Origin of the sequence: Pueribacillus theae, from assembly GCF_003097615.1 — a bacterium.
Classification (GTDB): domain Bacteria; phylum Bacillota; class Bacilli; order Bacillales; family UBA6769; genus Pueribacillus; species Pueribacillus theae.
The window spans coordinates 128,938-151,813 of sequence record NZ_QCZG01000002.1 but is presented as its reverse complement, the minus strand read 5'-3'; the positions used below and the strand labels follow the sequence as shown (position 1 = coordinate 151,813).

General features: G+C 40.1%; 22 protein-coding genes and 1 other annotated feature. Of the genes, 18 read left to right on the top strand and 4 right to left on the bottom strand.

The annotated features are described in order from the left end of the window. Positions 1-74 precede the first annotated feature (74 nt). Positions 75-1,490 (top strand): DEAD/DEAH box helicase, encoded by a 1,416-nt coding sequence (locus DCC39_RS02185; RefSeq protein ID WP_116553236.1) that lies wholly within the window; start codon positions 75-77, stop codon positions 1,488-1,490. 174 nt (positions 1,491-1,664) lie between these two features. Continuing rightward, positions 1,665-5,429 carry a dynamin family protein gene (locus DCC39_RS02180; RefSeq protein ID WP_116553235.1) on the top strand — a complete coding sequence of 1,255 codons (3,765 nt, stop codon included), beginning with the start codon at positions 1,665-1,667 and terminating at the stop codon, positions 5,427-5,429. Between the two features lie 142 nt (positions 5,430-5,571). On the opposite strand, the gene DCC39_RS02175 is transcribed toward DCC39_RS02180, so the two are convergent. Next, positions 5,572-6,441: an NAD(P)-dependent oxidoreductase gene (locus tag DCC39_RS02175; protein WP_116553234.1), complete on the bottom strand. Its 870-nt coding sequence runs from the start codon at positions 6,439-6,441 to the stop codon at positions 5,572-5,574. 169 nt (positions 6,442-6,610) lie between these two features. On the opposite strand from DCC39_RS02175, the gene DCC39_RS02170 reads away from it, so the two are divergent. Beyond that, positions 6,611-6,847 (top strand): IDEAL domain-containing protein, encoded by a 237-nt coding sequence (locus DCC39_RS02170; RefSeq protein WP_116553233.1) that lies wholly within the window; start codon positions 6,611-6,613, stop codon positions 6,845-6,847. Positions 6,848-6,919: 72 nt separating this feature from the next. On the opposite strand, the gene DCC39_RS02165 is transcribed toward DCC39_RS02170, so the two are convergent. Then, positions 6,920-8,254 (bottom strand): bifunctional folylpolyglutamate synthase/dihydrofolate synthase, encoded by a 1,335-nt coding sequence (locus tag DCC39_RS02165; protein ID WP_116553232.1) that lies wholly within the window; start codon positions 8,252-8,254, stop codon positions 6,920-6,922. A 71-nt stretch (positions 8,255-8,325) separates the two neighbouring features. Then, positions 8,326-9,231 (bottom strand): homoserine O-acetyltransferase MetA, encoded by a 906-nt coding sequence (gene metA / locus DCC39_RS02160; RefSeq protein WP_116553274.1) that lies wholly within the window; start codon positions 9,229-9,231, stop codon positions 8,326-8,328. Positions 9,232-9,537: 306 nt separating this feature from the next. On the opposite strand from metA, the gene DCC39_RS02155 reads away from it, so the two are divergent. The 3 genes from DCC39_RS02155 (at position 9,538) to DCC39_RS02145 (ending at position 12,824) form a co-directional block, all read left to right on the top strand. Next, complete coding sequence (locus DCC39_RS02155; protein ID WP_116553231.1) at positions 9,538-9,723, top strand: zinc-finger domain-containing protein; 186 nt, start codon at positions 9,538-9,540, stop codon at positions 9,721-9,723. A 333-nt stretch (positions 9,724-10,056) separates the two neighbouring features. Then, positions 10,057-10,262: a binding site (T-box leader), on the top strand. A gap of 41 nt (positions 10,263-10,303) precedes the next feature. Next, positions 10,304-11,407, top strand: a complete 1,104-nt coding sequence (gene proB / locus DCC39_RS02150; RefSeq protein WP_116553230.1) for a glutamate 5-kinase — start codon at positions 10,304-10,306, stop codon at positions 11,405-11,407. Positions 11,408-11,579: 172 nt separating this feature from the next. Further along, positions 11,580-12,824, top strand: coding sequence for a glutamate-5-semialdehyde dehydrogenase (locus DCC39_RS02145; RefSeq protein ID WP_116553229.1), 1,245 nt, complete (start codon positions 11,580-11,582; stop codon positions 12,822-12,824). 301 nt (positions 12,825-13,125) lie between these two features. On the opposite strand, the gene DCC39_RS02140 is transcribed toward DCC39_RS02145, so the two are convergent. After that, complete coding sequence (locus DCC39_RS02140) at positions 13,126-14,088, bottom strand: MBL fold metallo-hydrolase (protein ID WP_116553228.1); 963 nt, start codon at positions 14,086-14,088, stop codon at positions 13,126-13,128. A 203-nt stretch (positions 14,089-14,291) separates the two neighbouring features. On the opposite strand from DCC39_RS02140, the gene DCC39_RS02135 reads away from it, so the two are divergent. The 12 genes from DCC39_RS02135 (at position 14,292) to spoVAC (ending at position 22,875) form a co-directional block, all read left to right on the top strand. Further along, complete coding sequence (locus tag DCC39_RS02135) at positions 14,292-14,534, top strand: YhdB family protein (RefSeq protein WP_240613491.1); 243 nt, start codon at positions 14,292-14,294, stop codon at positions 14,532-14,534. Positions 14,535-14,612: 78 nt separating this feature from the next. Continuing rightward, positions 14,613-15,776: an LL-diaminopimelate aminotransferase gene (locus tag DCC39_RS02130; RefSeq protein ID WP_407071829.1), complete on the top strand. Its 1,164-nt coding sequence runs from the start codon at positions 14,613-14,615 to the stop codon at positions 15,774-15,776. Between the two features lie 90 nt (positions 15,777-15,866). Further along, complete coding sequence (trhO, locus tag DCC39_RS02125) at positions 15,867-16,787, top strand: oxygen-dependent tRNA uridine(34) hydroxylase TrhO (protein WP_116553226.1); 921 nt, start codon at positions 15,867-15,869, stop codon at positions 16,785-16,787. Positions 16,788-16,814: 27 nt separating this feature from the next. Beyond that, positions 16,815-17,609 (top strand): thymidylate synthase, encoded by a 795-nt coding sequence (locus tag DCC39_RS02120; RefSeq protein WP_116553225.1) that lies wholly within the window; start codon positions 16,815-16,817, stop codon positions 17,607-17,609. Continuing rightward, positions 17,606-18,094, top strand: coding sequence for a dihydrofolate reductase (locus tag DCC39_RS02115; RefSeq protein ID WP_116553224.1), 489 nt, complete (start codon positions 17,606-17,608; stop codon positions 18,092-18,094). Before DCC39_RS02120 ends, DCC39_RS02115 begins: the two co-directional genes overlap by 4 nt. A 241-nt stretch (positions 18,095-18,335) precedes the next feature. Continuing rightward, complete coding sequence (ehuB, locus tag DCC39_RS02110; protein WP_116553223.1) at positions 18,336-19,223, top strand: ectoine/hydroxyectoine ABC transporter substrate-binding protein EhuB; 888 nt, start codon at positions 18,336-18,338, stop codon at positions 19,221-19,223. A gap of 141 nt (positions 19,224-19,364) precedes the next feature. After that, positions 19,365-20,024 carry an amino acid ABC transporter permease gene (locus DCC39_RS02105; protein ID WP_116553272.1) on the top strand — a complete coding sequence of 220 codons (660 nt, stop codon included), beginning with the start codon at positions 19,365-19,367 and terminating at the stop codon, positions 20,022-20,024. Next, positions 20,025-20,723 carry an ectoine/hydroxyectoine ABC transporter permease subunit EhuD gene (gene ehuD / locus DCC39_RS02100; RefSeq protein ID WP_116553222.1) on the top strand — a complete coding sequence of 233 codons (699 nt, stop codon included), beginning with the start codon at positions 20,025-20,027 and terminating at the stop codon, positions 20,721-20,723. It begins immediately after the preceding gene. A 21-nt stretch (positions 20,724-20,744) separates the two neighbouring features. Beyond that, a complete protein-coding gene (ehuA, locus tag DCC39_RS02095) occupies positions 20,745-21,530 on the top strand; it encodes an ectoine/hydroxyectoine ABC transporter ATP-binding protein EhuA (RefSeq protein ID WP_116553221.1) in 786 nt (261 codons plus the stop codon). A 109-nt stretch (positions 21,531-21,639) separates the two neighbouring features. Further along, entirely contained in the window at positions 21,640-21,846 is a 207-nt protein-coding gene (locus DCC39_RS02090; protein WP_116553220.1) for a DUF1657 domain-containing protein, read from the top strand. Positions 21,847-21,912: 66 nt separating this feature from the next. Beyond that, positions 21,913-22,368 (top strand): YhcN/YlaJ family sporulation lipoprotein, encoded by a 456-nt coding sequence (locus DCC39_RS02085; RefSeq protein WP_116553219.1) that lies wholly within the window; start codon positions 21,913-21,915, stop codon positions 22,366-22,368. 27 nt (positions 22,369-22,395) lie between these two features. Further along, a complete protein-coding gene (spoVAC, locus tag DCC39_RS02080) occupies positions 22,396-22,875 on the top strand; it encodes a stage V sporulation protein AC (protein WP_116553218.1) in 480 nt (159 codons plus the stop codon). The last annotated feature ends 1 nt before the right edge of the window (position 22,876 follow it).

Below are 22,876 nucleotides of genomic sequence, written 5' to 3'. Positions count from 1 at the left end.
TCGCTTTATAATTAAAACGGTTTTTGTGTATAGTATGAAGAGACAAACTTTTAAATATAAGGAGTTTATACATTTTGAAAACATTTTACGAATTTAATTTAAGTCATCCAGTTGTTCAGTCAATCAGTTCACTTGGCTTTGAGACAGCAACGCCAATTCAAGAACAAACCATTTCAATTGCACTTGAGGGACATGATGTAATTGGACAAGCCCAAACTGGAACGGGTAAAACAGCGGCATTTGGTATACCAATTATAGAAAATAGTGAAGCTGACAAAAGAGCGATACAAGCTGTCGTATTAACGCCAACAAGGGAACTTGCAGTTCAAGTCGCTGAGGAATTAAACAAAATTGGGAATAACAAAGGCATACGCACAGTTCCTATTTATGGCGGACAAAGTATTGATAGACAAATTCGGGCATTAAAAAACAAACCACAGCTTATTGTTGCGACGCCTGGCCGTTTAATGGATCATATGCGGCGCAGAACGGTTCGTTTTGATGAAATTAAAACGGTTGTATTAGATGAAGCTGATGAAATGTTAAACATGGGTTTTATCGAAGATATTGAAACAATTTTAGCTGAAATGCCGAAACCACGCCAAACATTGTTATTTTCAGCGACAATGCCGAACCAAATCCGCATGCTTGCTGAGAAGTTCATGAATGATCCAAAATTGATAAAAATAAAAGCAAAAGAAATGACTGTGTCTAACATTGACCAGGAGTATATTGAAGTCCAGGAAAAGAAGAAATTCGATGTGTTATGCCGGTTGCTCGACATTCAATCCCCCGAGCTTGCCATTATTTTTGGCCGTACAAAAAAGCGCGTCGATGAAGTTTCTGAAGCGCTTATTAAACGCGGCTATTTTGCCGGTGGGATCCACGGTGACCTCACGCAAATGAAGCGTGATCAAGTGATAAGGCAATTTAAAGAAAAAACAATTGATATTATGGTGGCAACAGATGTAGCGGCCAGAGGTCTTGATATTTCAGGTGTTACGCATGTTTACAATTTTGATATCCCTCAAGATCCGGAAAGCTACGTCCACCGCATTGGCCGGACGGGCCGTGCCGGTGCCACAGGCTTGGCCATCACTTTTGTTACGCCTAGAGAAATTGACCATCTACGGACAATCGAAAAGTTAACAAAGAAAAAAATTGCGAAAAGAGCAATTCCAACCTATCAGGAATTAATGGTTGGCCAAAGGCAGGCAACGATTGATAAACTCGTTCATACTGCTGAGGAAGAGGATTTAAAAGAATACAAAATGGCAGCGGAACAATTGCTCGAAGATACGGACTCTGTGACGCTTTTGTCAGCTGCATTGAAATTACTTACAAAAGAACCTGATACAACACCAGTTAAAATTAGTTCCATTGAGCCGCTGCGGGTAAAAAAAGCTAGGAAACAAAACGACTCTTATAACAGAAACCGCGGCCGGGATCGAATGCGCCGCAATAAACCGAGAGGAAGAAAAAAAAGCTAAGCTGCCATGATATTGATGGCAGTTTTTTCTTAAATAAAAGAAATCGGTCTGTTTCGCCGATTTTCTCTATTCTGGCCTCTGTTAAGAAAAAAGCCCGAGCGTTTTTCTTAACTTGCAGGAAAGGCGCGACAGCCATAAAATAAAGGTAGCACAGATAAAGATTGGGGAAGAACGATGAATTCTAAGCTTGCTATTACACAAGAAGCAACAGTGATTAATATAAATGATTGGGTGGGCCGGCTTGCCGTCATAAGAGAGAAAATGCAGGCAAAAGGCGACGAAAATAATGCACGGAAAATTTTGCAGTTAGTCGAGAAAGTGAAGCATAACGAATTTTCAATCGGTTTTTGCGGCCATTTTTCAGCAGGTAAATCGAGTATGATCAATGAGCTGTGGGAAGAAGATCTACTGCCTTCAAGCCCGATTCCGACAAGTGCAAATTTAGTAAAGGTGAAGGCAGGCGAGCCTTGGGCCCGCATTTATTTTAAACAGCAACAGCCTATTCAATTTTCCTATCCATACGATATAAACAAAGTAAAGAAATATTGTGTAGATGGGGATGAAGTCGAATCAGTAGAAATCAGCCATCCGAGCATTCATTTTCCTGAAAATGTCGTCATCATGGACACACCCGGAATTGATTCAACCGATGATGCGCACCGAGTTGCGACGGCATCATCTCTTCATTTAGCCGATATTGTGTTTTACGTGATGGATTACAACCACGTGCAGTCTGAACTCAATTTTCATTTTGCGAAGGAAATTAAAGAACAAGGGAAAAAAGTGTACTTTGTCATTAATCAAATCGATAAACATCATTCTGAAGAAATATCTTTTGCCGACTTCAGGCAAGGTGTCGATGATGCTTTTCAGAACTGGAACATTCAACCTGATGGTGTATTTTATACGTCTTTGCAAAATAAAGAACATGTCCATAATGAATTTCAGCAATTAAAGCAGTTCATTCATTCCCTCATCGAACAGAAAGATGAAGCATTTCATGAAAATCTTTGGAATGCAACAGTATCCGTCATTAATGAACATTACCATTGGTTAAAGTCATTAAATGAATCGAAAAAAGAAGAGCTTCATAAGCAGATTTCCACTCTATCAAACATTGAAATAAGTAAAATAAAAGAAGAGTATGAAGAGGCGTCACAGAAAAAGAAAAACAATGAAACAAAGCTTCATCAATTCGAGGACGAACTGAAAAATGAACTGGCTAAAATTTTAAACAATGCGATCCTTATGCCTTTCGAAACAAGAGATTTGGCGAAAAGCTTTTTAGAGTCAAAACAAGCGAACTTTAAAGTCGGAATGTTTTTTTCGAAAAAGAAGACGGAAGAAGAGCGAGACAGAAGGCTGCAAGCGTTCTATACAAATTTTATGGAGAAAGTTTCAGCACAACTGGATTGGCATATTAAGCAATTGCTTGTGAACAAAGCAAAAGACTACGGCATAGAGGATGGCAATGGCCTATTTACATCGATTTACAATGAAGAAATTGAGATTCAGCAAACATTATTAAATGAACTTGTGAAACCGGGCGCAAGTGTGAATGGAGACTACATTCTTAAATACACCGAAGATGTCGCTGAAGAAGTAAAGAAAGCATTTAAACAATTTGGATTGCGCGTCCTTGATCGGTTAATGGAACGCCTCCAATTCCATTTGGATCAAGAAAATCAAAAACTGGAACAACAGATTGGTGAAACTAGTAAAATCATCAACGCTTTCCAGGCAAAAAATCATTTGGAAAAAGAGGAGCAGTCAAACAAAACAGCGCTATTAGCCATTTTAAATGAGGAACACTTTGCAGAGCAAAGCGAGATTGAGAAAGCAATAAAAAACCTGCCGAATGAAAAACAGGTTTCGATTGCAAACAGTGATGACTTATATGAAGGAGAGAATAAAAGCCAAGAAGTGGACTTTGATGGGCCGCCTGTTGAGCAGCAAAATGATAAACAGGACGAAGTGGAAAATTCAAGAGAAGCTATTTTACACACCGTTCATAAATTAAAAGCTGTCTCAAAAGAAATAAAGGGACTCAGCGGATTTAAAACAACAGCGAAGGAAATGATTGAACGGGCGAACCGTCTTGAGAACAAGCAATATACGGTTGCGCTGTTTGGCGCGTTCAGTGCAGGCAAGTCTTCATTTGCCAATGCATTGATTGGGGATCACGTACTTCCTGTTTCTCCAAATCCAACGACTGCGACAATAAACAAAATTTTGCCTGTGAACGATGAACATCCTCACGGAACCGTTGTTGTAAAAATGAAGCCAGAGAAGCTGTTATTGGAGGATATCCAATCTTCATTAAAGTATTTTAATAAGCAAGTGGACACAATTCATGGAACCAGGGAAACCATCGATACAATCAAAGCGGATGAGCTTTCTCCAAAAGAGAAACCACACTTTTCTTTTTTACAAGCGGTAAGAAGAGGAATTGATTTCTACCGTAATCATGCTGGAAGTGAAATGACGATTTCGCTCAAAGAGTTCGAGCAATTTGTTGCGGATGAAGAGAAGGCTTGTTTTGTTGAATGGATTGAACTTTATTATGATTGTCCATTGACTCAAGAAGGAATTACGCTAGTTGACACGCCTGGAGCGGATTCGGTTAACGCAAGGCATACAGGGGTGGCGTTTGAGTATATCAAAAATGCCGACGCCATTTTATTTGTGACGTACTATAATCATGCATTCTCACATGCCGATAAAGAGTTCCTCATCCAACTTGGAAGAGTCAAAGATATTTTTGAACTGGATAAAATGTTTTTTATCGTCAATGCGGCTGATTTGGCGAAATCAAACGATGAACTTGAAATGGTGCTTGAGCATGTGAATGGCAATCTATTGCAATATGGAATTCGCCATCCTAGAATTTTCCCTGTCTCTAGCCAAATGGCTTTGCTATCCAAAATCGGGCAAAAGAGAAAGTTAAGCACCGAGCAAGAGACACGGTTAATGGGGATGATGAAAGCAACGAGCGGCAACGTCACCGACCTATCAGAAAAGGGATATGTCCAATCAAAAATTGAAGCCTTCGAACGATCGTTTCATTTATTTACGTCGAAAGAATTGACAGCAGCCGCAGTTGATGCTGCGAACACAGAAATCAGCCGAACAGTTGAAACATTGAAGGAATGGATCGAATCCGCCCAGCTTAGTTCTGAAAAGCGCGAAGAGAAGAGAAGGCAATCTGAACAACTGCGCAATGATTTAATAAACGAAGTCCGATCGATTGAGCTTGCTTCAGATAAACGGGCGCTTTTACAAGAGATCGAAGAATTATTTTACTATGTAAAACAGCGGCTTTTCCTTCGGTATAATGAAATGTTTCAGCAAGCATTCAACCCGGCTGTGCTTCAGAATGATAAACAGCCGGTAAAGGAAAAATTAAAAGGCTGTTTACAAGAACTTGTGGATTTCATAGGATTTGATCTTGCACAGGAAGTGCGGGCAACATCGCTTAGAATTGAAGCGTTTCTTTCGAAGCAGATCAAATCAACGTTCAATCAAGCGGAAAAAAGCATACATGAACGTTCTTCATCGTCGTTTTTACACAATTTTGAAATGGATTCGATCGAACTGCCGCAATTTCATGAGCCATTTGATACAGTGAACGTCCCAGCCCTGTATCCTATCTTAGCCAAGTTCAAAAATACGAAGCACTTTTTTGAACTGGATGGAAAAAAAGAAATGAGAGAAGCGATTGAAACAGCGTTTCAATCACCTGTCGAAGATTATCTTTCCGTAAATCGCAAACAGCTTTCAGCTTATTATGATGAAATATTCAACGAAGAAACCGAGAAGCTAAAGCGCCGATTGGAACGAGAGATTAATGATTATTTCGATGGACAGCTTTCAGCGCTCGCTCCGAATGTTGACATCCAGGAATTACAATCGCTTTGCAACAAAATCATGGAGGTTTAACATGCAAAAGAACTTGGCCATTTCGATGCCAAGTTCATTTTTTAAAAAGTTAACGTATAAATTTGTCTCTTTTGCAAATGTAGACCAATCTGACCTCTGACTTTCTAAGAAAGCCGCGCCAGCGTTTTTCTTATGTATGCCGTTATTTCTTTAAGTAAAGATAAAGCGCACTCATATCATCGTCGCCATGGCCGGAATCAACTGCTTCCTTCATCATAGCGGTTACTTGTTTGCCAATTGGCAAGGGAATGTTTTTCTCATCGGCAAGTTCACCGGCAATTTTTAAATCTTTATGTAATAATTTCATTGCAAAGCCTGGTTCATATTCATTTTTTGAAATAAAATTTTCATAATGCCGATCGAAAACCCGGCTTTGCGCATAGCTTGAATGTAAGATGTCAAATAGCACATCTGAATCAACACCCATCTTCTCCCCAAGATTAAGAGCTTCTGCAACAGCTTGGGTATGAAAGCCGACCATAAGATTATTAACGAGCTTGACGATCGAGCCGCTCCCGCATTTGCCGACATGATAAATGTTCTCCCCTAATATTTGAAAGTATGGCAACATACTTTCAAAGACTTCTTTGTCGCCGCCAACCATAATGCTGAGCGTTCCTTCTTCCGCACCGAAATTGCCGCCGCTTATCGGAGCATCTAGGAACTTCATTCCTTTTTCATTTGCCTTTTCATACACTTTCTGATTCAATGTAGGGGAAACCGTACTGAAATCGATAAGATATTGACCGTTCCGCCCATGCTTTACAATTCCTTCATCGCCTAGTATCACCTCTTCAACATCGTGGGGGAAGGGAAGGCACGTCATAAGGATATCACATTCTTGAACGATTTCAGATAATGTGTAGCCTCCTTTGCCGCCTGCGTCAATAAATAGCTGTTCTTTGCCTTTGCTGCGGTTCAGTCCAATTACATCATAATTTGCTTTTACTAAATTTTTTGCCATAGGCAGCCCCATCGCGCCTAGGCCGATAAATCCAATTTTGGCTGACATAAACTAAATCTCCTTTCAATCGGTTCTTCCCTTATTTTAGCATACTTATTTGCATATTCTTGACAGTTTTTTGGGAAATGAAGGAAACAATTTTCTGAAAAGACTAAAAAGTGGATTGAAATCTTTTACTGAATTCGGTATAATTAAAAAAAGCAGAGGAGGCACTAACATGAGACACGAAAACTCCTATAAAGAAAACATGAAAAAATCTGCTATGGATAGAAAGAGAAAAGAAGATGCATTTATGTTAGACATCTTTTCTCAAATGGTGATTGATGAAGCACTCTTTAAAGCGAAGAAAGAAGAGATGAAGGCACAAATTGATTGTGCGCTTGACAATCATGATGAGGAAAAGTTTTATTCTTTATCAAAACAGTATAAAGAATTGCTAAAAAAATATGCATAAATAAATGACCCCTTTTTGGAATGGCATCCAAAAGGGGTTCTTCATTTCATATTGTCATTTGCTTTTATAACGTTAAGCCATGTTTACTAACGCTTCTTTTTCAAACCATTGTTTTGCTTCGGCAATAAATGAGTGATTGCCTAAAAAAAGAATAAAATCGGCATGTTTGGTTTGGAGCGCTTTTTTGCATGCCTCGGGTATAGAGGAAATGAATTCGACCGAAAGGAGATTTTCTGCATATTTTGCGACGTTCTCTTCGCGAAATGTTTTATATCCGTTTTCCGGTTTCGTAATGATCAATTCATTTGAAAAACGTTTCACGACATGAATAATCCCTTTGTAGTCTTTGTCTTCTGATAAGCCAAGGACGGTAATAAGACAGGAAGGGTTAAAACTTTTAACGACTTCCTGTATATATTGGGCAGAGTCCCGATTAATCGCCGCATCCGCTATCACGACTGGTTTTTTTAAAATAACTTCACATCTCCCGGGATTTTGCAGGGATGCCAGCCAATGCCCAATCATCGTACGGCTTATTGCGGTTTTCAAAATTATTTCACAAGCTTGTATGGCCGCCGCAATATTTTCGCATTGGAATGCCCCCAACAAAGGGACGGACAAATTGCTGTAGGCTGTTTGTTTCGTATCGATATGAAATATCGTGCCATTGATCGTAACCTTGGATATAATGGCGTTAAAATCAGTGCCATAACGGAAAATTTCATTCGATTGGCTTGAAAGCTTTTTATTAATGTATTGCCGGACATCCGGGCGCTGTTTGCTTATAATGACAGAAGTGCTGCTGTTTTTTATGATGCCTAATTTATGGTCAGCAATGTTTGAAATGCCGGGCCCCAGCTCCTGAACATGCTCCTCAAAAATTGGGGTAATGACCGCCCACTTGTTATCTACGACGTTTGTGTCATCAAAAAGGCCGCCTTTTCCAACTTCAAGAACAATGTAATCAACATTCTGTTCTTCAAAGTAGAGAAGAGCGATCGCTAAATTAATCGCGATGGGTCCCAAATATTCATTAGCATCCAATTGGCGGTCAATCTCTTGTACATGCGGATACATGCTGTTTGCGATTTTTATAAAAGCGTTGTCTGGAATATTCTCCCCGTTTAATTGGATTCTTTCATTAAACGTAAACTGATGGGGTGATGTGAACAACCCCACTTTATAAGATAAAGACGCAAGTAAAGAAGAGATAAACTTGGCTGTTGAACCTTTTCCTTTGCTTCCGGCCACAAGGATAATCTTCTTACCGGCGTCTGGGTTGCCAATTGCGTGTAAAAGCTGGCGCGATCGCTCTTGTTTTCTAATTAAGTTCCTTTTTGTCATTTGACTTGCCCGGTTATAGGAAGAATAAACCAAATCAATGGCTTGAGATCTTGTTTTTATCATTTTTCCTGTCCTTTTAAGCGTGATTTATCCATGAAGAAAAGCCGCCCAAAAGTGCGGCTCTTTCAGGTTCGTTATTTCCAATCGTAAGGTGTTTCTTGATAAACGTAGTAGTTTAGCCAATTGCTAAACAGGAGGTAAGCGTGTGAACGCCAAGTATGCAGCGGCAGAATATTTGGGTCGTCATTAGGAAAATAGTGCTTTGGCAAAATATGCAACCCTTTTTTTGAATCTCTGACATACTCGTCTCTAAGTGTACATACGTCATACTCTAAGTGGCCTGTCACAAAGATTTGGCTGCCGCCCTGGTTCGCAACAATTGCCACCCCGGCTTCATCTGATTCACATAAGACTGATAAATCTTTTACTTTTTCAATGTCCTCTTTGCGTACTTCGGTAAAGCGGGAATGAGGTACGTTGAAGAGGTCGTCAAACCCCCGTAAAAGTTTGACATTGTTTTTCAAAACCCGGTGTTGAAAGATTCCTGTAAGTTTCTCATTTAACTCATATTTTTGTATTCCGTAATGGTAATAAAGGGCTGCTTGCGCTCCCCAGCAAATATGGAGAGTAGAGGTGACATTCGTTTTTGTCCAGTCCATAATTTCTTTTATTTCATCCCAGTATGTCACTTCTTCAAATTCAAGATGTTCAATAGGGGCGCCGGTAATAATCATCCCATCAAATTTTGCATCTTGTATATCCCCAAAGCTCGAATAAAATGATTCCAAATGGGACTTAGCCGTTGTTTTTGGTTGATGGGTAATCGGCGCTAGCAGTGTAATATTCACTTGCAAAGGCGAATTGCCAAGCAACCGTAATAAATGTGTTTCTGTTTTTTCTTTTTCAGGCATAAGGTTCAAAATGACAATATTTAATGGCCGAATATCTTGTGTATAGGCTCTTTGATTATCCATTACAAAAATATTTTCATTCTCTAATATTTCTTTTGCGGGCAAATCAACGGGAATATTAATTGGCATGACAAAGCTCCTTACTTCTTTTTTTCTAATAAATTCCATTCAATAATTATTTTTACATCTTTCCTGTTCTATTTTATCATAATAAAAGAGAGAATAGCACAAAAGACGCTTTAAATTCGTGTCCAAAATGGAGGACAAAAAGAGCCCGATTTCAACTGAATGAAGGCGACGTTCTGTGGCCAACGTTGAAATGCTGCCAACCTGGTTCCTCCGAGGAAGCAAGTTCTGAGCTGTCTCACATTTTGTGAGTCTCCAGATTTTTTGAACAACCGTTACAATGAATCGAACATTTAGGAGTGGAAGACCTTGCAGCGTAAACAAGTCATTTGTAAAGTGAACGACATACTTGATACCTATTGCACAGATTGCTTCCTTAAACAGTTTTTGCGCCAAACGTATGGAAAGAATCATGCACAGCGCTTTTGTATCAGGGAATGCTCAGTAGGTGAAGAACTGCAAAAATACGGAGACAAACTTTTAAAAAAGACGTAATTAACAATTTGATTATGTAATATACCTATTGATAAACTTGCAATAGAAACAAAAAGAGGAGCGGAACAAGCTAGAGGGGCACCTCTTATTTTAAACGCGATTACTGTGTCAGTATCATGCAAGAAATTTCCTTTGATATTTCTGATGAAGAGCTCGAACGCCGCCTCAGTGAGTGGCAAGAACCGCCTCTTAAGCATCCAAAACGTTCTAGGTAACTATGCGAGACTCTGCAGCTAAAGGTGCGGTTACAGACGAATCTTGAGCAGATAAGTTGACAATGCGCATGTCTTAAGACATAATAATTTTCAGATTGAATCGGTATATGTTTAAATTAAACTTGCGTTGAAAGGGATCAGTAGAAAGCAAGCGTGCACAAGAGAGTGGAATCCATCGGCTGAAAGATTCCATTGCATGGCACTTTTGAACCTGCCCTTGAGCTGTCAATGGTTAAGCATTGACCGGATATTCTCCGTTACAGGAAAAGAGTGGGCATACTTATGCCAAAAAAGGTGGTACCACGGAAACTTTCCGTCCTTTTACAAGGATTGGAAAGTTTTTTTATATTGAAAGGTGATTTTTCGTGAAGAAACAAAGAATTGTCGTTAAGATCGGCAGCAGCTCGTTAACAAATGAAACTGGTGGATTATCTGAAGATAAATTACATGAACATGTTGACGCTATCGCGAAATTGAAACAAAAAGGCAATGAAGTTGTTCTTATTTCGTCAGGAGCCGTCGCAGCGGGGTTTAAAAAACTCGGTTATCCTGCAAGGCCTGTCACGATTGCCGGAAGGCAATCCGCCGCAGCTGTCGGACAGTCACTGTTAATGCAGCATTACGGCGAATCTTTCGCGCGTTACAATATGATTACCGCTCAAATGCTGTTAACGAGAAACAACTTTAAAAACAGGGAACAGTACAGAAATATTTTTCAAGCGTTGTCAGAATTGCTACGCAGAGATGTGATCCCTATTATTAACGAGAATGATTCTGTTGCAATTGATGAACTGACATTCGGCGATAATGATATGCTCTCGGCTTTAGTCAGTGGGATTATTAGCGCCGATCTATTAATCCTTTTAACGGATATTAATGGATTGTATGATAAAAATCCGAGAGAACATCCTGACGCAAAAAAGTATAACTTTATCAGTGAAATCAGTGATGGCCGCATTGAAGAAACAAGCGCTTCCGGTTCATCAGTGGGCACGGGAGGGATGAAAACGAAATTGTTGGCGGCAAAAACCGCACTGTCACTCGGAGTAAAATGCTTTATCGGAACAGGCGAGGGAGAAGATAAATTGCTTGACGTCATCGAAGGCAAAGGCGATGGCACATACATCGGGTCCCCTAAAACGGCAAGAATAACGAACAATAAACAATGGCTTGGCCTCCATTCCCAAATATCCGGAGCAATTGTCGTAGACGAAGGAGCGGAAGCCGCTTTATTGAATATGGGAAAAAGCTTGCTTCCTGCAGGAATCGTTAAAATTGAAGGCGAATTTTCAGTTAATGACGTCGTTGAAATTAAAAATATCCGAGGAAAGCAAATCGCACGCGGGCAAGTTAACTATACGTCAAACGAATTAAAGAAAGTGAAAGGAATGGCCAGCTTTGATGCAAAGCATGTAACGGAACGAAATGCAAGCGAGGTCGTTCATCGTGACCATATGATTTTAATCTAATTAAGGAAGGATGATTCCATTGTTTAAAAATAAAGATGATCCTTCATTAAAAACTTGTTTCGAATTGGTTTTTTCCGAGGATTTGGCAGAGAAGTCTTTTCTGGAAGATCATCTTTATTCTCTCAATCATGGGGTGGTTTAAAATTCTACATTGAAAAGGAGATGGAGAAAAATGGAATTAATTGAAAAAGCGAAAAAAGCGAAAAAAGCTTCAGCCATTTTATCGGCAACGACGACGGAAGAAAAAAACGCGGCATTAAATACAATCGCTGATGAATTAATCAATCATAAAGATTTCATCCTATCGAAAAACGAGCTCGATATCCAAAACGGTAAAGAGACAGGCTTAAGCAGCGCACTGATCGATAGGCTGACATTGACAGAAAAGAGAATAAATGATATTGCGGAAGGGCTGAACCAAGTTGCGAAATTAAAAGATCCGGTCGGGGAAAAAATCGAATCCTGGGAACGCCCGAACGGCCTTCAAATTACAAGTGTACGGGTCCCTTTAGGGGTCGTCGGCATGATTTATGAAGCGAGGCCGAATGTAACCGTTGATGCTGCCGGCCTTTGCCTGAAAACGGGAAATGCTGTTATTCTTAGGGGAAGCTCTTCAGCGATTGAATCAAACAAAGCGCTCGTCACCATCATTCATCAAGCGCTCGAAAAAACCGCTTTGCCCGCTGATGCTGTCCAATTAATTGAGGATACGAGCCGCGAGGCCGCATCTGCCATGTTTAAGCTGAATGATTACCTTGATGTCCTAATACCAAGAGGTGGAGCCGGCTTAATAAAAACTGTAGTAAACAACTCAACGGTTCCGGTTTTGGAGACTGGGGCAGGAAATTGCCACGTATATATCGATGAGTCTGCTGAAAAGCAAATGGCGATAGATATTGCGGTAAATGCAAAAACACAGCGCCCTTCCGTTTGCAATGCGATTGAAACATTGTTAATCCATAAGCGCTGGGCAGATGCTCATCTAGGCGATGTTGTAAAAGATTTGCAAACAAATGGCGTGGCATGCCTCGGTGACGATTATGTTGTTCAGCACGCCACTGATGTAAAGAAAGCAACAGAAGAAGACTGGGCTACGGAATTTTTAGACAATACGATTGCGATTAAAGTAGTGAACGATGTTGAAGAAGCCATCGAACATATTAACGACTACGGAACGAAACACTCTGAAGCAATTGTCAGCGAAAATGAAGGGAATGTAAAGCGGTTCTTTCAAGCAGTTGACGCTGCCGCATTATACCACAATGCCTCAACAAGGTTTACCGACGGGTTCGAATTTGGCTTTGGCGCAGAAATCGGGATCAGCACGCAAAAACTCCATGCAAGAGGGCCAATGGGATTAAAAGCGTTGACAACGAATAAATATGTTATTGAAGGAACGGGGCAAATCCGCGAATAAGGTAATTCAAAAAGTCCGGAGATTCACAGGATGTGAATCAGTTCGACGTTATCACAGGACGTGATGCTTTTAGTCGAACAACTTAAGCTGTCGAATTTCTTCGTCAGCTTCATTCTTGCGGTACTCACGTATCCTACAAACGGTTCGAAGGTTCTTCTGCTAAAAACGTGCACGTCCTGTGCACAACGCAGAAGTCAGCACCTCCTGTGCAAGTCTCAGAACTTTGCTTCCTCGAACTTCTCGGCTCTTTTTGTCCTCCTTTTTGAATCCGCAAATAAGATAATTCAAAAAATCCGGAGTGCTATTTCACCCCGGATTTTTCTTTTTTCATAAGGTAATCCATGACCCCCATCGAGAATACTTGCAGATCCATCTTCAGAATTTCAAAAGTGACGTGATCTGTTGGAACGTTATGTTCATTTATCAGCCTTTCGCTTATTTTATCAAACAATCTGTCAGCGAGTTCATTCATCTCTTTTCCTTCGCTTAATACTTCTTTCCCTGTATTCACATAAACAGGAAGCCAATATTCAATTTGCCGGTATGCCTCTTCAACTTGATCCGTCACGCTGAAATGGCCAAAGTAAATGCGTTCGACATCCATTTTTTTGATTTTTTCCATGGAATGCAAAGTTTTGTCCGGGTCAAATTGATTGGGTGAAGTTGCCGGCAAAAATAATTTAAAACCAAATTCTTCAATATGCGTGTGTTGAATTCCAAGCGTATCGCCTACGAAGATGCCGTTGCTGACAGGATCGTAAATACTGAAATGATGGTTCGCATGTCCCGGCGTATCTAAAAATAAAAGTTCACAATGATCGCTTATTCGAAGTGTGTCATTCTCTCCCTTTATCAAAATTCTCTCTTCAGGAACGGGTAAAATCGGACTGAAAAACTGTTCGAATTTTTCACCGTAAACTGCTTTTGCCCCTTGGATTAAGCGAGACGGGTCAGCCATGTGCCTTGCTCCTTTAGGGTGAACAACAAGCTTTGCATTTGGGCACTTCTCCATAAGCAAACCTGCACCGCCGGCATGATCAAGGTGAATATGCGTAACAATAATATACTCAACTTGTTCAGGATTGATATGTAAATCCTCCAAACCTTGAAGGATGTACGGAATTGAAGGGCTAGCACAAGTTTCAATCAGCGTTAATTTTTCTTCATTTATCACATAGGTGCCTGTCCTGTTTTCAAACCCAAGATCAAAGCCGTCAATTAAGTGGATACGGTTTCCTAGATCAATCGGCTTCTTTTTTCCCATTTTTCGAAAAACTCCCTTGTTAGTGAATTTGACATTTCATTAACTATATTCCCTCTATTCATTCTAAGGGAAGAAAATTGAATTGTAAACGGTGGTCATGAGGGCGTTTAATCTTTAAATGGATAATTTTTTTCAAAGTAATCCCGCTCATTTATCGCATACTAACTGTAATCTCCTTACTAAAGAAGGGGGGATTACGACTGATGTCTCATGATTATGATGCTGCCTTATTCTACCTCCATCGAATGGCATGCAGCGACTTAATTCATTTGATGACTTTAACGAAAGATGATTTTCTTTCTAAGAAAATCGAGAAATTTGTTAAAGATTTTATGTATGAACCCGAATTTTCTGTTGTTGAAAAATCTTACGATTCTTTATTATCGTATCTCGATCACGTATTTTTAGCTGAAATAGAAGAAGCTATCCAAAAACAAAGCCAATAATGTTTGGCTTTGTTTTTCTTAAGTGAGTCCCTTTTTTCATGTTAGAATGATGGTAGTGTAAAAAGGGGAGGGGCATAAATTATGTACACATCTGCTTTAATGACAAAGTTCAAAACAAGTGTATTTAGCGAAATGGCCCAGTATAAAAAGAAAAAGATCGCTGAAGGAAAAGAAATCATTGATTTAAGCATCGGAAGCCCTGATCTACCGCCGCCAACATTCATGATGGATGAACTCGCGCGCTCAGTCTGTGACGAAACTCAGTATGGCTATACGCTCACTGGAACCGATGAGTTTTTATCGGCTGTTTCATTTTTTTATCGGAATCGATACAATGTCGAACTGGATAAAGAGACGGAAATATTGCAGTTATCCGGGTCACAAGACGGGCTTGTGCACCTGCCGCTAATTTTAACGGATCCAGGCGACGTCGTATTAATGCCGGATCCTTGCTATCCAGCTTACCAAATCGGCATTGATTTAGCACGCGCTGAAGCCTATCGGATGCCATTAAAGAAAGAAAACAATTTTTTTCCGAATCTAAACGAAATCCCAGAAACTGTTGTAAAAAAGGCAAAGCTTATGTTTCTTAATTATCCGGGCAATCCTGTTCCAGTTATGCCTACAAAGGAATTTTTTGAAGAGGTTGTGGCATTCGCAAGAAAACACAGCATCGTTGTCGTTCATGACTTCGCCTATTCAGAGTTAAACTTTACGAATGAAAAGCCGATAAGTTTTTTATCGGTAGATGGGGCAAAAGAAATCGGGGTTGAATTCAATTCTTTGTCAAAAAGCTTTAATATGGCGGGCTGCCGGATTGCTTATCTTGCAGGAAATCACCATATCATTAAAGCGTTGGGCCGATTAAAGTCTAATTTGGATTACGGGGTTTTTATGCCGATCCAAAAAGCAGCAACAAAAGCATTAATGGAGGGAGCGCAATTTTTGGATAAAAACCGTTACATTTATAAAGCGCGCCGTGATGTGCTAGTGGACGGATTGAATGAGATTGGATGGAAGATTGATACACCCGATGCGACGATGTTTATTTGGGCGCCAATTCCAAGCGGGTTCACCTCTTTAAAATTTACATATGAGTTAATTGATCGGGCAGGGGTTGTCGTTACCCCGGGAAATGCGTTCGGTGAGTATGGCGAAGGGTATGTTAGAATCGCACTTGTGCAACATGAAGGAAAGCTGAAAAAGGCAGTTGAGAAAATCAAGAAATCCAATATTTTGTAACGGTTTTGTAGAACTTTAAATTGGAGTGTCGTGTGTTTTTTTGGTAAGATGATATGTTGTAAATATAATTTTGAAAGGTGATGTTTGCTATTGGAAAGCAAAAAATCATACCAAATTTTACTTTATTACAAATATGTCCATATTGAAAATCACGAAGAATTCGCTGCAGAGCATCTCGCTTTCTGCAAAGAATTGGGCCTTAAAGGAAGAATCCTTGTTGCCGAAGAAGGCATCAATGGCACAGTTTCCGGAACAGTTGAACAAACGAATAAATATATGGAAACGATTCATAACGATCCGCGCTTTGCAGATATGGAATTCAAGATCGATGAAGCGGATGGACACGCATTCAAAAAAATGTTTGTCCGCCCAAGGAAAGAAATTGTATCGCTTCGCCTCGAAAACGATATTAACCCAAACGAGAAAACGGGAAAATATTTAAGCCCGAAAGAATTTTACGAAGAAATGCAGAAAGAAGACGTTATTGTCCTTGATGCCCGAAATGACTACGAATATGAAATCGGCCATTTCCGCGGAGCGATTAACCCGGGCGTTGATGCATTCCGCGACTTGCCAAAATGGGTTAAAGAAAACTTGAGTGAGCATAAAGATAAGAAAATCCTCGCGTATTGCACCGGCGGTATCCGTTGTGAGAAACTTACCGGTTTCTTGCTTGAAGAAGGCTTTAAAGATGTCGGGCAACTGCACGGCGGCATTATTATGTACGGAAAAGATGAAGAAGTGCAAGGGGAGCTTTACGACGGAAAATGCTACGTATTTGATGAAAGAATCTCGGTGCCAATTAATAAAAAAGAAAATATCATCGTTTCCAACTGCTATTATTGCGGGAAAAAAGAAGATCGCTATGTAAACTGCGCGAACCCGGATTGCAACAGGCAGCACGTTTGCTGTGAAGAATGCGAGGAAAAATATCAACGTTCCTGCTCTGATGAATGCAGGGCACATCCGCGCAACATGTATAGGCGTGAGCTTCAGAAACAAAATGCTTAAAGAAAGGCAGAGAGGCCGGGGATACGAATGAAACAATATCTCGAATTGTGTCAACACATTTTGGAACACGGAACCGAAAAATCAGATCGCACAGGGACAGGAACAATCAGTATTTTCGGCTACCAAATGCGATTCAATTTAGCGGATGGCTTTCCTTTGTTAACAACAAAAAAACTGCATACGAAATCAATTATTCACGAGCTGCTATGGTTTTTAAAAGGTGATACGAACATTCAGTATTTGAACGAAAATGGTGTGAAAATATGGAATGAATGGGCAGATGAAAATGGAGATCTCGGCCCAGTATACGGCTATCAATGGCGTTCATGGCCAGATGGCAACGGAGGAACAATCGATCAAATCAAGGAAGTCGTTCACCAAATTAAGCACAATCCCGACTCAAGAAGGTTGATTGTAAGTGCGTGGAATGTGGCTGACGTCGGCAAAATGGCGTTGCCGCCTTGCCATTGCCTGTTTCAATTTTATGTGGCTGATGGGAAATTGTCTTGCCAATTGTACCAGCGCAGTGCTGACGTATTTCTCGGTGTTCCGTTTAATATCGCTTCCTATTCATTGCTTACGATGATGATTGCGCAAGTATGCGGATTGAAGCCGGGGGAATTTGTCCATTCGTTTGGAGATACGCATATTTATACGAATCATATCAAGCAGGTGAAGCTGCAATTAACAAGGGAGCCGAGACCCCTTCCCATCTTGAAAATCAATCCGGATGTCAATTCCATCTTCGATTTTAAATACGAAGATTTTGAGATCGTAGATTACAATCCTCATCCGCATATTAAAGGGGAAGTCTCGGTATGATTTCTTTTTTAGTCGCAATGGACAAAAACCGGTTAATTGGCAAGGACAATGATTTGCCGTGGAGGCTGCCTGCTGATCTTGCCTTTTTTAAGAAAAAAACGACCGGCAATACAATCATTATGGGCAGGAAAACATATGCTTCCATTGGGCGGCCGCTCCCAAACCGCCGAAATGTCATTTTGACAAGGGACAAAAATTTTAATGCTGAAGGCTGTATTATTGTACACACCGTCGAAGATGCAATTGCCTCCATTCAGCCGAATGAAGAAGGTTTTGTCATTGGCGGTGCAGAAATTTTTCCTCAATTTCTGCCTTATGCAGACAAAATGTATATTACATTCATTAACGAAGAATTTGACGGCGATACGTATTTTCCTGAGATTGACATGGAGAAGTGGCAGCTCGTTTCAAGAGAAAAAGGAATAAAGAATGATAAAAACCCGTACGACTATGAATTTTTATGCTATAAAAAACTTCCAATTTAAGTTGGAAGTTTTTTCTGTTTTTAAAACACTTTTTTTGGGAATAGGTTAGGAAATGGAACGATCAAGCAAGAAGTAAAAGAAAATTGGGATGTAAATAGCCCGTAAGCAAGATGAGACAAAATAATTCAAAATATTTCGGTTATATCAGCTTTGCATCCTATTTTTGCTCTTGATATGCTTTTAACAACTTTATAGTAAGAAAATACTGCAAAGCATCCATTTTTTTAAGAGGGGGTAAACCGTGAAAAAACTCTTTAACTCTGCTATTTTATTTGCTTTATTACTAGTGCTTGCTGCATGTGGTTCGTCCGGCAGCTCGGGTGATGGAGAAGATTCTGATAATTTATTAGCCAGTTTAAAAGAAAAAGGGTCAGTGACGATTGGTTTTGCCAATGAAAAGCCTTATGCCTATGAAGAGGACGGTGAACTAAAAGGCGCAGCCGTAGACATTGCAAAAGCCGTTTTCAAAGAAATGGGCATTGACAAAGTGGAAGGCCAGCTTTCTGATTTCGGACAATTGATTCCTGGTTTGAATGCAGGCAAATTCGATGTTATTACGGCGGGCATGGCGATCACTCCTGACCGCTGTAAAAATGCGGCATTCGCTGAGCCGGAATTACAGTATGGAGAAGGTTTAGTTGTCAAGGCTGGAAATCCGGAAAATCTGCATAGTTATAAAGACATTGCTGATCATCCTGATATAAAGGTTGCGGTCATGGCCGGCGCCACTGAAAATGAATTTCTTATTAGAGAAGGCGTCAGCAAGGATCAAATCATGAGTGTACCCGATATTCCGGCTTCTTTCTCAGCTGTTGAGTCAGGGAGAGCCCATGCGACAACTGCAACAGAAATGACGATAAAAATGGCACTGGAATCAGCAAATAACAACAACCTCGAATTTGTTACAGACTTTGAGCAACCTGATATTGAGGGAGTCCCAAGCTACGGCGCGGCGGCATTCCGAAAAGACAATGAAGCATTAAAAAATGCGTATAACGAAGCGTTGGCAAAGATTAAAGAAGACGGAACATTAATTGAACTTGCCGAGAAATCTGGATTTACCGAGGAAATGAATATGGTTCCGGAAGGTATCACGGCTGAAAACGTATGCAGTGGCGAAGAATATTAATTTTCTATTTCTTCTAGGTCAGGTTCCACATAAGAGAATCTGGCCTTTTCCTTTGAAATAGGGTGCGATTTATTTTCCGGGAAGCGGTATTTTGTTAGGGGAAAATCGCCCCGATAATGTCTATTTAAAGAGGTGATTGCGATTAATGAACTGGGTGAAATCCTTTTTGTTTTATTAAAAGGTTTGAAAATTACACTAATCATTTTGGTTGGGTCTGCCGTTTTAGCATACATCATCGCATTTATTGCAGGGTTTTGCCGATTGTCTACTAATATTTTTCTCAGTAAATTTACGGGATTTTACGTGGAAGTATTTCGAGGCACTTCTTTAATTGTGCAATTATTTTGGTTTTCATATGCGTTGCCCGGCCTTTTTGGGATTCAATTGGGCAGTGACTTATGGGCGGGCATTCTCGCTATTTCATTAAACTATGGTGCATACATGTCTGAAATTGTCCGGGGATCGATTCTATCTGTATCCAAAGGACAAACAGAGGCTGCCATCGCGCTGAACATGTCGCGGTTTCAGCGAATGCGTCTTGTTATTTTACCTCAGGCCGTAAAAATGATGCTCCCTGAATTCGGGAATTATCTCATTCATATGCTAAAAGCCACTTCTCTTGTCTCCTTAATAGGATTAACTGACATTCTTTATTACGGCGACATTTACAGAAGTACACATCTTTCATTAGCGCCAACGGTCTATATTTTCGTTCTTGTCTTTTACTTTATTCTCGCACTTCCGCTCATCGGAATCACAAGAAAATTTGAACGAAGCGCAAGGAAGGGAGTGGCGAACTAAATGAATTGGGATTGGAATGTTATGGCCGACGCATTCCCAATGGTTTTTAAAGGAATGTGGGTGACGTTAGGGCTGACGATTGCATGTTATTTGTTTTCACTTGTATTTGGGTTCTTTTGGTTTTTTGTGAAGCAGATTCCGGGTCGACCGTTTCAATGGATTGTCTTTTGGATAATGGAATTTATACGCTCAACGCCGCCTCTTGTCCAATTGTTTTTTATATACTATGCATGGCCGATGGTTCCCTATGTCGGGGTTTCACTAAATCCGTTTGTTGCAGCAATTCTAGGGCTCGGTATTCACTTCAGCACTTATATTTCTGAAGTATACCGTTCAGGAATTGAGTCAGTTGACAAAGGGCAATGGGAAGCGGCAAGAGCTTTAAATTTCCCGACAGGCAAAACATGGACGAAAATCATTTTGCCACAGGCTTTGCCTCCGACAATTCCAATGCTTGGAAATTACTTAATCATCATGTTCAAGGAAGTTCCGCTTGCATCGACAATTGGGGTCGTCGGTATGCTTCATATGGCAAACGAATACGGAGCGCAGCATTGGAAATATCTTGAACCATTAACGCTTGTTGCCATCTTTTTCTTACTTCTAAGCTATCCGTCAGCAGTTTTAATTCGCAAACTCGAACAAAAATACAACCGGCGTTTTGACAAACGGGAAACTGTGCAATCCAAACCTGTTTAAATAAAGGAAGGGTGAGTGTTGATGGGTGAACCTATCGTAAAATATAAAAATGTATATAAATCATTCGGTGATGTCAATGTATTAAAAGGAATTAATTTAAATATTTCACCATCTGAAAAAGTTGCGTTAATCGGCCCGAGCGGTTCAGGGAAGACAACGATTATCCGCATGTTAATGACATTGGAACAACCGACATCAGGAACGATTGAAGTTAATGGCCATAACTTATGGAAAATGGAAAGGAATGGAAAGCAAGTCGATGCCAATGAAAGCCATTTACGAAAAATAAGAGGAGATATCGGAATGGTGTTCCAACATTTTAACTTATTTCCTCACATGACTATTTTGGAAAATTGCATGGCAGCTCCAATCCATGTGCAAAAAGAAAGCAAAGAATCAGCAAAACAGCGTTCAATCGAGATGCTGGAAAAAGTAGGATTAGGCGATAAAACCGATCTCTATCCTTCTCAGCTGTCAGGCGGCCAAAAGCAAAGAGTAGCGATGGCAAGGGCCCTTGTCATGAGGCCGAAAATTATGCTGTTCGATGAAGTGACTTCAGCATTGGATCCCGAGCTTGTCGGCGAAGTATTGGAAGTTATTCGCGACCTTGCGAAAGAAGGCGAAATGGCAATGATTCTTGTCACCCATGAAATGGACTTCGCAAGAGATATTGCTGATCGGGTTTTGTTTCTTAACGAAGGCGTCATTGAAGCGGAAGGACCGCCGGAAGAAATCTTAATCAATCCAGAAAGCGAAAGGCTGCAATCCTTTTTAAGCAGGTTTACAGGCAGCAACAGCTCCTCCTGATTATTTTCAGGAGTTTTTTTTTGGTTAAAAATAACAATCATATCTTCAAAAAAATAACCCATTCTAATTAATGTTCCATGATATTACTTCTTGAGGAGGAACATAAAAAATGACGGTTGCAACCCAAGTACAACAAACAGTGGCAAGCTTAAAAGGGGCCCAGGCTAGTTTAGAAAGCTTTGCACTTCAAACAGAGAACCAGCAAGCGAAACAACTCTTTCAAAATGCGGCCAAACAAACTCAAATGATTGTTGATACCGTTGATGCAAGGTTGAAAGAAATAGAAGCAGAAGAACCTCAATACAAACAGCAATAGTTCCAGTAGGGTTGGTGGTTTGTATCACCAACCTTTTTTGAACCTTAATTAAATGAGGTGCCTAATTTGATAATAAAAAAACAACCGATTATCATGATATTTACATTTTTTATGTGTTTAATCGTTGGCTGCTCACCTGAAGAGCAGGAGACGAAAAATCCGATCATTACCCAAACGTCCAATGAGAGCTCAATCGATCAAAACCTGTCGAACGAAGCGGTTGAAAAAGTGCTCAAAAAAGAAGAAATAACAAAAGCAAACGCGGTAAATACCGAAAATTTGCTTTTAGTGGCGTTTGAAGTTGAGCAATTTGAGCGCTTTAACTTAAAAGAAATTGAAAAAGAAATTAAATCGCAATTAAAAAAAGACTTTAAAAAAGTAAAAGTAGAAGTAACACATGATACGAAAATTATGATGGAAATCGAAAAATTGCAAGACAAAGTTGAAAATGAAAACGTAGCACCAAAAAAGTGGAAGAAAGAAATTGAAAAAATCCAGAAATTGATGAAAGAAAAAACTTAACCGCAAAAACGAAATGAGGTTTTCGTTATGTCGAACAATAAAAAGAAAAATTTAACCCCTGTTCAGCAGGATTACCAAGAGCTGCAAAAAAAAAGTGAAACAAAACGCCCAGTTTTAAAAAACTGCATAAAAGCCTTTTTAGTCGGGGGTTTTATCTGTTTAATTGGACAGGTGATTCAAACCTTTTTCATTTACCAGTTTGATTTTACGGAACAAACTGCCGGGAACCCAACCGTTGCCGTTTTAATTTTTATTTCAATGCTTCTTACGGGGTTTGGAATTTACGACCGAATTGCCCAATTTGCGGGCGCGGGAACCGCTGTTCCAGTGACAGGGTTTGGAAATGCCGTTATTTCAGCAGCCATTGAGCACCGCTCCGAAGGATTTGTATTAGGGGTTGGCGGCAATATGTTTAAACTGGCCGGTTCTGTCATCGTGTTTGGCGTGTTTTCTGCATTTGTCATTGCGCTTATAAAGACCATTATCATACAATGGGGTGGTTTTTAAC

Excerpts from the sequence above, each read along its gene's own strand:
- DCC39_RS02145 (WP_116553229.1), top strand. The coding sequence starts at position 11,580 with ATGGAATTAATTGAAAAAGCGAAAAAAGCGAAAAAAGCTTCAGCCATT.
- DCC39_RS02175 (WP_116553234.1), bottom strand. The coding sequence starts at position 6,441 with ATGTCAGCCAAAATTGGATTTATCGGCCTAGGCGCGATGGGGCTGCCT.
- spoVAC (WP_116553218.1), top strand. The coding sequence starts at position 22,396 with ATGTCGAACAATAAAAAGAAAAATTTAACCCCTGTTCAGCAGGATTAC.
- DCC39_RS02140 (WP_116553228.1), bottom strand. The coding sequence starts at position 14,088 with ATGGGAAAAAAGAAGCCGATTGATCTAGGAAACCGTATCCACTTAATT.
- DCC39_RS02115 (WP_116553224.1), top strand. The coding sequence starts at position 17,606 with ATGATTTCTTTTTTAGTCGCAATGGACAAAAACCGGTTAATTGGCAAG.
- ehuA (WP_116553221.1), top strand. The coding sequence starts at position 20,745 with ATGGGTGAACCTATCGTAAAATATAAAAATGTATATAAATCATTCGGT.
- DCC39_RS02165 (WP_116553232.1), bottom strand. The coding sequence starts at position 8,254 with ATGATAAAAACAAGATCTCAAGCCATTGATTTGGTTTATTCTTCCTAT.
- metA (WP_116553274.1), bottom strand. The coding sequence starts at position 9,231 with ATGCCAATTAATATTCCCGTTGATTTGCCCGCAAAAGAAATATTAGAG.
- DCC39_RS02180 (WP_116553235.1), top strand. The coding sequence starts at position 1,665 with ATGAATTCTAAGCTTGCTATTACACAAGAAGCAACAGTGATTAATATA.
- DCC39_RS02170 (WP_116553233.1), top strand. The coding sequence starts at position 6,611 with ATGAGACACGAAAACTCCTATAAAGAAAACATGAAAAAATCTGCTATG.
- DCC39_RS02120 (WP_116553225.1), top strand. The coding sequence starts at position 16,815 with ATGAAACAATATCTCGAATTGTGTCAACACATTTTGGAACACGGAACC.
- DCC39_RS02135 (WP_240613491.1), top strand. The coding sequence starts at position 14,292 with ATGTCTCATGATTATGATGCTGCCTTATTCTACCTCCATCGAATGGCA.
- ehuD (WP_116553222.1), top strand. The coding sequence starts at position 20,025 with ATGAATTGGGATTGGAATGTTATGGCCGACGCATTCCCAATGGTTTTT.
- DCC39_RS02090 (WP_116553220.1), top strand. The coding sequence starts at position 21,640 with ATGACGGTTGCAACCCAAGTACAACAAACAGTGGCAAGCTTAAAAGGG.